Below are 10626 nucleotides of genomic sequence, written 5' to 3'. Positions count from 1 at the left end.
TTCAAACCCCTTTCATAACCATTGGAGAACCGCATCCGAAGGGGAATGATATGGGTTAATAAAGGCTTGACATTCGTTAAACCTGAATTCATCCTATATCATTAATTTAAAGGAAAATAAGTTAAAACAAATAGAAACATGGCAAGAGCAAAAAATGGTATAAATGGTAATATCTCCGGGAAAGTTGGGAATGTAGTGTTCTACGAGCGCAATGGTATTAATTATGTCAGAACGGCTCCCGCTCGACGTATCGAAAAAAATAGCTCGGAAATTGTGCAAATGACACGTATCAAATTCAAACTCGTACAGAAATATGTCATCCGGATGCTGCAGTTTGTGAAATTCGGCTTTCAGTTTGGTGCAGGGAATGGTACGGCATACAATCGCGCCATGTCTTACAACCTTCGAAATGCCGTTAAGAGCCATAAGGAGGAGGCGTTTATTGATTGGAACAATTTGGCTTTTAGCCGAGATATGCCAGACCCTATCAAGGAAATCTCCTTTTCGTTAAACCGAGCGAGCAAACAATTGACGCTGCGCTGGCAGCTCGATGATGAAATGGCGCTTCGTTTAAAGGGACATCAAATGCACACCTACATTTTGATTATTCCAAGTGACCTGGATAGTTGGAATGTGCAAGGGCTTAGTGCTGGAAATCCTATGCAAGAAATGGAAGAGACCCTGAACATATTAAGCTATGATACCACCATCGTGCATCATATTTACATCGCTTTTGCTTCCATCGAGATACCAATTCGAAGTACCAATAGCCGATATGTTGGCGCCATAGAGATGTAAAGCGAGGATTCATTATCGGGTTTCGTCAAAAAGTAGGTCAATCTTTCGTTAATATAGCCTAAACTCTCTAAATTAAGCAGTTATACAGCTAATGCATAGCCCATATACTGCTAAAACTTAAAGAGAATGACGAAACACTACTTCCCCTTACATCTTCGCATCATCAATATGGATGAAAAGCACGTCGGTGAAAAAATATACTTGACCGGAACTTTCAATAATTGGTCGGAGGAGCATGTATTGATAGGCACAATCCCCGAAAAAGGTGGCACCATAAATTATACATTGGAGGATGTCAAAGCTGGTGAGCATGAGCTTAAATTATCGCGTGGAAGTTTTAAAACCCTTTTTGCAGATGCAAGTGGACAGCTTGCTCCGGCAGAATGGATAAACCACTCGAAGGAGTCTGAATTGGAGTTGACGATTGAAGGCTGGCGAGATGACTATCCAGCGAGTACGGCGAGCGAGCAGGTCAATATATTGGATGAGCATTTTTACTTTCCGAATTTAAATGTACATCGAAAGATATTAATTTACCTGCCTAAAGATTACAAAACAACGGATAAACGCTATCCCGTTATCTATATGCATGATGGACAACACCTATTTGATGAGGCAACCTCAGTGGGCCGATCCGGTCCGGTGGAATGGAAAGTAGATAATACGATTGATGATTCGGAGCATGATGCGATCGTTGTTGCTATTTACCATGCAGCAAACTTTGATCTTCGAGCGGAAGAATATATGCTATCGGCGTCCGATGAAATCAAAAACCCTAAAGGTCAGCTTTACTTAGACGACATTGTTAACGAGCTGAAAGCTTATATTGATGAGCATTATCGAACGCTCAACGATCGTAAACATACCGCAATGCTTGGCAGTTCGATTGGGGGCCTTATCAGTATCTACGCAGGGATACTTTATCCGGAAATATTTGGCACCATCGGATCTTTTTCCCCTTCTATTTGGATGGATGAAGAACCACTTTACTTGAAAACGTTGCAGCAAATGCTAAAGCGTGCCGATGATTATAAAAGTCAAACTTTTTATTTCTACGTTGGTGGCAAGGAAAAGCGATTCGATAGAAATACCAAAGAAAACGATATGAAGAAAGAGCTAGAGAAATATGTAGAGTTTCTGACGAAGAATTATAAGGGCACAATCTTCATGGATATCAACGAGCATGGTAAACATGGCGCTGCACATTGGCAATTGGCCTTCCCTCCTTTTTTTGATTATTGGAGCTTACAAATGAAGAGCGAATAAATCAGAGCAATATTAAAAAATGAATATAAATCCCGTTCCCTTCTATGATGCAACAGCCCAAAATATCCCGTTATGTTTTTCGTGTCAGTCATAAAGAGAAACTGACGCCCCATTATATTCGTATCAAGCTTAAAGCAGATGAGGACATTGACTTCGATCAGTGTACCTTAGGAGCCAATAATAAAATCTTTATTCCTCCCAAAGGTGTTTCAGAGGTACATTTCCCCGAGTTTGACGAAACAAAGGGCGAATGGGTTCATCCATCGGAAGAATTGAAACCCATCGTGCGCACCTATACCCATCGCGCAATCGATCCAGTAATCAAAGAAATAACAATCGATTTTGTAAACCATGGCGATAATCGCCCCGCTTCCGCTTGGGCCGCTAAAGCAAAGGTCGGACAGCAGTTGGGGGTAGCCATGAAAATCCGACCGACGATACATTATCAAGATTCCGATTGGTATTTTCTGATTGGCGATGCAACCGCGATTCCCGTGATATGTTGCATTCTCGAGAGTCTGCCTCCTACGGCAAAAGGCAGTTGCCTGATTGAGGTGCCTACAGAAAAAGATATTCATCCTGAAGTTCATCATGCGGGTTTTGACATTCAATGGCTTATAAACCCACATCCGGAGCATGCTAGTGTACTTTCAGAGCTCGCAAAAGAAGTGGCAATCCCCCTCGGAGGGAGTTGCTTTGCTTATCTCGCCAGTGAATATACTACAGTAAAAATCCTCCGTAATTACTTCCGCTATGAGTTGAAATGGACAAACAAACAGTTCTACGCGTACTCGTATTGGAAGGCTGGAGATGCTGAGGATCAATCGGCTACCGAGCGAAGACAGGAGAAAGCAAGCTGATGATTTTGCAGTGCTAGTAAAAGATTAGTAACAAGCTTATTATTTATTTAGATTAATTATAAATAACTGTTATCTTTGCTAGGCAAAATGATAATTAGGGCGAAGATAAAGGAACATAATGAGTGGTTGTTTTGGGAAGAACTCTCTGAAGAAACAACCGCGCCTAATGCTTTATCTGAGAAAAATATTAGCATCAGCAAATACCCCATTAACATCAGCTCCTATCAGATCTTAAGCCGAGGAATTTTTATCATTCAGGCGGAAATGTTTTTCAGTGAAGCCGCGAGCATACAGGCAGAAATTGATAGCGAGGCGATCGTCAGCCAGTTTATTATCAGCATGAACCAGCATAATAAACCAACCTTCAGCAAACATAACATCCGCTACTTGCCGACTTTGAATGAGGAACATAATGTTCCGGAGAAGCAGAAATGCTTGTACATTCTTTTGGTCATGACGCCTAGCTTTTATCATAATTTGGTGACGATCTACAATCCACTTCATGAGCAGTTTAAGCAGCGCATGGGCCAGCGGCATGCAGTTTCTATCTTTGATCAGGACCTTCCGGCGACCATGGAAATGCTGCACACCATTGAAGAGCTGGCTAAAACAAAGGAAAAGAACGAGTTAAAGCAGATTTTCACCAATGCGAAGGTATTAGAACTTATCATGTATCAGTTTGAACAATTCGGATTGGCGGCAGCAAAAGATACCGAAGAGATTAGAACGGAGGATATCCTGAAGCTTGAAGAGGCGAAGAGAATCCTGACACAACAGTTTGTAGATCCGCCAACGCATCGTCAACTCTCCAAGATCGTCCTCCTAAATGAGTTTAAATTGCGCAATGGTTTCAAGCGCTATTTCGGAACAACCATCTACAATTTCATTACGCGCCTTCGGATGGAAGAAGCAAAACGGCTTATCCTCGACGAGGAGAAGAATATGTATGAAATTGCGACGCTCGTAGGCTTTAAGCATCAGGCTAGCTTCACGCATGCCTTCAAAAAATATTACGGTATTCTACCAAGCGATATCTTTCGATCAAATAACAGTGGCTAGCATCACAGAATTGAATTCTTGCAAATCATATTCAATCGGAATTGCTTGAATTTCCGTGCATAGATTTTTGGGATTGATCTGCACTAAACTGTCGATTCCAAAGATGGTATAAATATGTTGTTGTTTGAATACTTCGTTCGGACTTCCATACCACCATACTCTTCCCCCTTTCATCATGATTACCCGATCGCTATACTGCGCAACCATATTCAAGTCGTGCAATACCGCCATCACCGTAAAGCCAGCTTTACAGAAAGCTTTTGCAATAGCTAATGTTTGGTGCTGATATTGAATATCCATGCTGGAAATCGGTTCATCCAATAATAAGACTCCCTCCTCCGCATCCCATAACTGTGCGAGAACACGCGCCAGATGTACACGTTGCTGCTCTCCACCAGATAACTCGCGGATAGAACGATCGCGAATATGCATCAAATTACATATCTGTATGCACTCTTCCAGAATTACTTTTTCGTTAGCACAGGCATGCTTCTGATATCTACCCATCGCAACAACCTCTTCAACGATAAAAGGGATATCCATCACGTTGCTCTGATGGAGGTAGGCTCGAAACATCGCCATCTCTTTCTTTGTCATATCAGCCACATCCTTGTTTCGCAGAACAATTTGACCACTACTGCTTTTTAGTTCTCCGGCAATAAGCTTCAATAAGGTACTTTTCCCCGCGCCATTGGCTCCGATAATGCTGACAAACTCGCCTTTATCGATAAATATATTGAGATCCTTAATAATGGTTCGATTCTTAACAGCATAATTCAGTCCCTGGATATGTATCATAAGCTATAACTTTCTTTTTTCTCTTAATAAAATTCCTAAAAATACGGGTGCCCCTATTAGCGCCGTGATGACTCCAATAGGGAGTTCCAACGGCTGTATAATGGTTCTTGCGATAAGATCGGCAAGGTTCAACACGATTGCGCCGCCTAGCAGTGAAGTCGGCAGCAAAAAGCGATTGTCGACCGAACCGATCAAGCGAAGGGTATGCGGTACGAGCAGGCCGACGAAGGGAATAATTCCTCCAAATGCCACTGAAACCCCAACGGCAAGTGTGGAACAGATGATGATCAATATCTTAAGTCGCTTGGTATTTAAGCCCATCATTTCGGCTTGCGACTCACCAAGGGCGAATAGATTAAGTGCCTTGCCAAAAAATAACAAGGGAATAACGGATACGACGGCGAAGATGATGAGGATATTCACGGCCTCCCAAGTCGCACCAGCCATACTTCCTAATGACCAGAACGTAATATTTCTTAGCTGTTGTTCGCTAGCCATATAGCTCATCAAGCCTGTTGCGGCTCCTGCCAATGCATTAATTGCAATACCGGCCAGAATCATTGTCGCAATGTTCGATTTACCTTCGACAATGGAAATCCGATAAACAAGAATTACTGCAAGCGAAGCACCGATAAAGGCAGATATGGAAATCAAGTATAGGTTTAGGGAATTGCCAATTAACGCGATTAAACTGGCTTCGAATACAATAGTCAATGCGGCAAAAAAGGAAGCACCGGAAGAAATACCGACTAGCCCCGGCTCGGCCAGGGGATTACGGAAAATGCCTTGTATTGCGGTACCCGTAATCCCCAATATCGCACCAATCAACGTGCAAAAGATAATTCGCGGAATACGAATCTCCATTAAGATATTCTTTAATAGTTCATCTTCTTCGCTGATACTGCTGCCGCTCATGCTCTTCCACAATAACAGGATAACGTCTTTGAAGGGTATTTGCATGGCACCTGCTCCGAGCGAGAAAATGATAATGCAGAAGAGAAGAACGGACAGCGAAAGGTATATAAATTTGTATTTCATGCTATAGCACAAGGTCTTGAAGTTTGGCAATAGCTTCTGGTAATCGAAGGCTGTAATTATTCAATAAAGTGGCATCCATCGAGATGATTTTATGATTCTTGCCTGCATTGGTCAACTTAACGCCCGGCATCTGCTGAATACCTTCACTGCCGCCGAGGCTTGAAATCCCGAAGTTGAATAGTAGAATGACATCTGGATTGGCAGCGACCAAAGCTTCTGTATTATAAGTCTTGAAACCTGTAAAACCTTTCATGGCATTTTGGAATCCGGCTTCTTTGATCACCGCATCAATTGATGTACTCTGCCCAGCGACGCTCATGTGTCCGGTACCACGTGCATAAATGAAGAGGATTTTTTGGGAGGATTGTTTGGTCTTCTTCGCTAAATTGGATAGATCTTGGCTCAATTTGCTGGCTAACGCTATACCCTTCTGTTCTTGATCTACGGCTTTTGCAATTGTTTTGATAAAGCCTTGAAGGCCCGTGGAAGAAAACTCTTGCGTCACGAGTAAGAAAGGAATCTTCAACTTCTTCAACTGCGCTTGGATATCGGCAGACAACTCGCCTTTTAATGCTAAAACTAAGTCGGGTCGGAAGGAACTAACAGCCTCAATAGTAACGCTTCTATTCTTACTGACTTTTGGCAATTGAGAAACATAAGCGGGATAGTCGCTCGTTAAATCGACCGCGACAATCTGCTTCCCGACGCCAAGTCCATCCAATACTTCGGTGATAGCACCACTTAATGAAATGATACGTTTTGGAGCGTTTGCTTGACTTGAAAAACTGAGTGACATAAAGGTCATCAAGAGGAGAATGGTTCGTAATAATGGATAAGTTTTCATGTTATGTTGTACTAATATTGTGCACAAATAGAACACTTATTTATAATGTTTCCAAATAATCAGATTGCGCAAAATATACAAAATCAACAATTTGATTGCTTATAGTTTATTTTCATATCTTAATGATTTTCAAACCATTAACAATCAATTAATGAAATTATTATTTGCAACAAAAATCTGAATGCCACAAAAAAACATACATTTCAAACAAATCTAGCTACGTATTGAATAAAGATATTGTCGGGAATATTGGTGAATATTGCATCATTATTTAGAAACAATATAAATAGTTTGCGACTAGAATTTAAATACACTTTTATGCTTCTGGCAGTACTTTTTCAACATGCGACCCTTCATGTTTTTGCTCAACAAAAAGCAAAGATAAAAGGCTATGTTGTCGACTCTTTGGGACTGCCTATTGCGAATGCTTCGCTCCAATTTCAACCCGACCAAATTCAAGCACAAACTAACAGGAAAGGATATTTCGAAACCAGCCCTCAATATACTGGAAGCTATAAATATTATATTTCAGCAATAGGCTATCATCCTGATACGGGAAGTATTGCGCTTAAGCAGAATCAGCAAGAGTTCCAATTCCGCTTACTCAAAGCAGATCAGCAAATAGAAGAGGTTTCCATCCTGGGAACTGTGATGAGAAGACCAACCCTTATTGATCCTCGACATGCCGCAATGCCAGTCACGATCATCGATCGTAGAACGCTGGAATTGCTGGGCAGCCGTCGCTTAGACGAGGTTCTGCGTGAGCAAACCGGCATGGCGATCGTGAATAACACTGCTGGCGGCAGTCGTTCAGTCGGTGTTCAGATGCAAGGATTGTCAAGCCAATATATCATGATTCTAATTGACGGACAACCTCTTTTAGGAAGACAGTCTGGCAATATGGATTTATCAAGAATTCAGGTTTCCAATATCGAGCGTATCGAAATCATTAAGGGCGCGTCCTCCTGTCTGTATGGCAATGATGCACTAGGCGGTGCGATCAATATCATCACTCGCTTCGGAAATACACAGCCGCAACTGCATGTGCAAGCTAGTTACGGCAGCTATAACATGACTGATATTACCGCCGAAGCGGAAAGCAACTTCAACCAAAACAAAGGTTATGTATTACTATCAACCAATTATTACCGAACAGATGGATTCAACAATAATAGACGATATATGGAGGCAGGAACTACGATTCCTCCATACACTAATTTCGCTTTGCAAGGGAAAGTACGACATCAGCTAAACGAGGCTAATGACTTCCTGAGCCTGAGCTTACGCGCCAATACACGCAATTCGGAAATGATGCGAAAATATGCCAGCGATTACGAGATTTCTGATCAACAGCGAGAGACCGATATGAATGCCTCATTGACCTACGACAAGCGTTGGAATAGCCAATGGAAAAGCATGACGAACTATTACTTTTCTCACTATCGCTCAGATATCAATGTCAGTGCGCATGAAGGATTGGCTGCGTTAGCTAGCGACAAATTCCAACAGGCAATCCATAAGGTTGAACAGCAAGCAGCATATCATCGCGAAGGTCTTAACCTAACGCTTGGTGGTATGGCACAACTTGAGCAAATGAACTTGGAATCAGGTTTTAATAATCGTCATCAACTAACAGCGAGTGCCTATGGACAAGGGAACTATAGCCTTGGAAAATATACGCTACTGACCGCGGGACTACGTTTTGATCATACCGTAAATTATGGCTCGCAACTGAGTCCTAGCTTAGGTGCTACCCTAACCTTAAGCGAAGCCTTAAAATGGAAAGTAGGGATAGCCTCAGGATTCAAAGCACCAGATTTCCGAACGAGATATCAGGTCTTTTATAATCCTTCTGCGAATTATTATGTGCTTGGTAATGAGGTTTTACGTGAAACGCTCGATCAAATGGATGCTGCTGGTGAACTCTCGGAAATAAGAACCGCTGTAGTCAAGCAATTGGATCGTCCGCTGGACGCTGAAAAGAATATGTCGCTGAACAGTGGATTCAGCTACTCGCCTTTCAAGAATAGCCATATAGAGCTAAATGCATTTTACCATAAGCTCCGCAATCAGATCAATAGCATACAGGTCGCTACTGGACAGCGCAATATGGCAGTTTACTCATTTCAGAATCTTCCAAGCGCTGTCAACAAGGGTATCGAAGCGAATATGCGGGTGCAATTGTTCGAAGATGTAAATATCTCCGCAGGATACCAATACCTTATCGCAAAAGATCTCTCGATAAAAGATAGCATCAAAGCGGGCGTATGGCCGTACAATCAGAATATCCATGACCCGAAAACCGGTAACTCATATCCAGCAACGGTGGCTGATTATTGGGGACTGGAAAACCGTTCAAGACATCAATTTAATGTCGGCATCATCTATCAATATCAGCCTTGGAACATCACATTCAATGCGCGCGCCATATTTCGTGGAAAGTACCCTTTCATGGATATGAATGGCAACCGCTTTATCGATCGATACGACAGCTTTGTCGACGACCATGTGATCTACTATGCAGGTATTGAAAAGAAGTTCAAGGTATTCCCCCTATCCATTCGGGTAAACATGGATAATGTTACGAACTATATTAATTACATGATTCCAGGACAAATGGGACGACTGACCAGTGTGAGCCTATCCTATCGACTCATAAAAAAATAATGACAATGACTTATAAAAAACAACATACGTTAATCCTATTGCTGTCGCTCCTCCTGTTGACAGCATGTAGTAAATCCAATGAAGGACCATCACTCCCCCTTGAAGATGGAGTGAGCATCGTAATTGAAAATCTTGCAGGAGACGTAGATGCTTCGGTAGGCACTACTGGGCCAGGCAAAGAGAAACGAGATTTCCATACCTTCCTCTTCCGTTTCGCCGATAAAAAGCAAACCTGGCTAAAGACCGCGCAGGATTCTGCTAGCCACTTCCAGAAAACTGATTGGGACTTGGCTTTCAGCAATTATTACAACAGTAGTATCTATATCAACAATGGCGAGCAGACAGGCGCCCCTTTTACCGGCAATGCCTCAAAGCATAAGATGCTATTGCTGAAGCAAGACTATCAGAACGTCACAACAGCACCCAGCGATGCAGAATTCGACCGTAGCACTCTATACAATATCGGGATGATAATCGATGAGAGCTCTGCCGGTTGGTATAACTACAATATGACTTCTCATCTTGTGCAGGTCGCACCTAACAGGACTTATGTACTAAGACTCTCTAACGGTAAATATGCGAAGCTTCAGTTCATCAATGTCTACAAAAACAATCCACCCGTTGTTACAGACGTGAATTGGCAAGCTCCCTATTATACCTTTCGATATTTCGTACAGGAAGACGGCAGTAAAAATCTAAGAACACAATAAATTTTTAAATACAATAATTATGTTAAGCGAAAGAATCAAAGCAGCAACGAAAAACGGCCACCAAAACTTAGAAAAACAAGTGGTTTACCGTTTAAAAGCAATCGAGAATAATTTAGATTATGCAGACTTATTAAAGTTTTTCTTTTCATACTTTGAGACGTTAGAACAACAGATTGCTAACAACATTCCAGCCTCATTGGAACCATACTTCCGCGTTCGCAGAAGTGCGAAAGATATCGCCAAAGATATCGCAGTATTAGGTGCAGATTTAGCTGATCTTCCACAAGCCTTTCTTCCAGTTATTGAGAACAAGAACCAAGCTATCGGTGCATTATATGTATTGGAAGGTTCTATCATGGGCGGCCCATACATCGTCAAGATGCTACAAAAGCAGGGTATAGAGACTGGATTTAACTTCTTCCAAGGCTATGGTGAGCAGTCTGCAGAGAAATGGGCAGAGTTCACAAAGATCATCAACACGGAGGTTGCCGAAGAAAAAGATATCGAAGAAGCAATCGCGAGTGCACACAACACCTTCGAACAATTTTCTAATACATTCACAAATACCATAAATGCATAAAATATC

Annotated in this window: 10 protein-coding genes; 7 read left to right on the top strand and 3 right to left on the bottom strand. The window is 42.0% G+C overall.

Annotated features, from left to right (window positions below):
* The first annotated feature begins 138 nt into the window (after positions 1-138).
* The 4 genes from DSM08_RS06875 to DSM08_RS06860 all read left to right on the top strand — a co-directional run bounded on the left by DSM08_RS06875 (position 139) and on the right by DSM08_RS06860 (position 3983).
* Positions 139-798 (top strand): DUF6266 family protein, encoded by a 660-nt coding sequence (locus tag DSM08_RS06875; RefSeq protein ID WP_149525465.1) that lies wholly within the window; start codon positions 139-141, stop codon positions 796-798.
* 126 nt (positions 799-924) lie between these two features.
* A complete protein-coding gene (locus DSM08_RS06870; protein ID WP_149525464.1) occupies positions 925-2064 on the top strand; it encodes an alpha/beta hydrolase in 1140 nt (379 codons plus the stop codon).
* Positions 2065-2108: 44 nt separating this feature from the next.
* The gene (locus DSM08_RS06865) at positions 2109-2924 is read left to right on the top strand and encodes a siderophore-interacting protein (RefSeq protein ID WP_246172507.1); all 816 of its coding nucleotides are present in this window, start codon (positions 2109-2111) and stop codon (positions 2922-2924) included.
* Positions 2925-3011: 87 nt separating this feature from the next.
* A complete protein-coding gene (locus tag DSM08_RS06860) occupies positions 3012-3983 on the top strand; it encodes a helix-turn-helix transcriptional regulator (protein ID WP_149525463.1) in 972 nt (323 codons plus the stop codon).
* Here the strand turns inward: DSM08_RS06860 and DSM08_RS06855 are convergent.
* From DSM08_RS06855 to DSM08_RS06845, 3 genes are read right to left on the bottom strand one after another with little or no spacing between them, the layout of a single operon-like run.
* Positions 3966-4781 (bottom strand): heme ABC transporter ATP-binding protein, encoded by an 816-nt coding sequence (locus DSM08_RS06855; protein WP_149525462.1) that lies wholly within the window; start codon positions 4779-4781, stop codon positions 3966-3968. The genes DSM08_RS06860 and DSM08_RS06855 overlap by 18 nt on opposite strands.
* 3 nt (positions 4782-4784) lie before the next feature.
* On the bottom strand, positions 4785-5819 hold the full coding sequence (locus DSM08_RS06850; protein WP_149525461.1) for a FecCD family ABC transporter permease: 1035 nt from the start codon (positions 5817-5819) through the stop codon (positions 4785-4787).
* A gap of 1 nt (position 5820) precedes the next feature.
* Entirely contained in the window at positions 5821-6663 is an 843-nt protein-coding gene (locus DSM08_RS06845; protein ID WP_149525460.1) for a heme/hemin ABC transporter substrate-binding protein, read from the bottom strand.
* 318 nt (positions 6664-6981) lie between these two features.
* On the opposite strand from DSM08_RS06845, the gene DSM08_RS06840 reads away from it, so the two are divergent.
* From DSM08_RS06840 to DSM08_RS06830, 3 genes are read left to right on the top strand one after another with little or no spacing between them, the layout of a single operon-like run.
* Positions 6982-9330: a TonB-dependent receptor gene (locus DSM08_RS06840; protein ID WP_149525459.1), complete on the top strand. Its 2349-nt coding sequence runs from the start codon at positions 6982-6984 to the stop codon at positions 9328-9330.
* Positions 9331-9335: 5 nt separating this feature from the next.
* Positions 9336-10040, top strand: coding sequence for an HmuY family protein (locus DSM08_RS06835; protein WP_149525458.1), 705 nt, complete (start codon positions 9336-9338; stop codon positions 10038-10040).
* A gap of 19 nt (positions 10041-10059) precedes the next feature.
* Positions 10060-10620, top strand: a complete 561-nt coding sequence (locus DSM08_RS06830; RefSeq protein WP_149525457.1) for a biliverdin-producing heme oxygenase — start codon at positions 10060-10062, stop codon at positions 10618-10620.
* Positions 10621-10626: the final 6 nt, after the last annotated feature.

The sequence above is a fragment of the Sphingobacterium hotanense genome (genome assembly GCF_008274825.1).
Classification (GTDB): Bacteria; Bacteroidota; Bacteroidia; order Sphingobacteriales; family Sphingobacteriaceae; genus Sphingobacterium; species Sphingobacterium hotanense.
Note: the sequence above shows the minus strand (reverse complement) of the source record. Positions and strands in the feature narration are given on the sequence as shown.

What these genes read in the sequence shown, in the direction of transcription:
- DSM08_RS06840 (WP_149525459.1), top strand. Translation starts at nt 6,982, where the DNA reads ATGCTTCTGGCAGTACTTTTTCAACATGCGACCCTTCATGTTTTTGCT.
- DSM08_RS06855 (WP_149525462.1), bottom strand. Translation starts at nt 4,781, where the DNA reads ATGATACATATCCAGGGACTGAATTATGCTGTTAAGAATCGAACCATT.
- DSM08_RS06845 (WP_149525460.1), bottom strand. Translation starts at nt 6,663, where the DNA reads ATGAAAACTTATCCATTATTACGAACCATTCTCCTCTTGATGACCTTT.
- DSM08_RS06870 (WP_149525464.1), top strand. Translation starts at nt 925, where the DNA reads ATGACGAAACACTACTTCCCCTTACATCTTCGCATCATCAATATGGAT.
- DSM08_RS06860 (WP_149525463.1), top strand. Translation starts at nt 3,012, where the DNA reads ATGATAATTAGGGCGAAGATAAAGGAACATAATGAGTGGTTGTTTTGG.
- DSM08_RS06830 (WP_149525457.1), top strand. Translation starts at nt 10,060, where the DNA reads ATGTTAAGCGAAAGAATCAAAGCAGCAACGAAAAACGGCCACCAAAAC.
- DSM08_RS06850 (WP_149525461.1), bottom strand. Translation starts at nt 5,819, where the DNA reads ATGAAATACAAATTTATATACCTTTCGCTGTCCGTTCTTCTCTTCTGC.
- DSM08_RS06865 (WP_246172507.1), top strand. Translation starts at nt 2,109, where the DNA reads ATGATGCAACAGCCCAAAATATCCCGTTATGTTTTTCGTGTCAGTCAT.
- DSM08_RS06875 (WP_149525465.1), top strand. Translation starts at nt 139, where the DNA reads ATGGCAAGAGCAAAAAATGGTATAAATGGTAATATCTCCGGGAAAGTT.
- DSM08_RS06835 (WP_149525458.1), top strand. Translation starts at nt 9,336, where the DNA reads ATGACTTATAAAAAACAACATACGTTAATCCTATTGCTGTCGCTCCTC.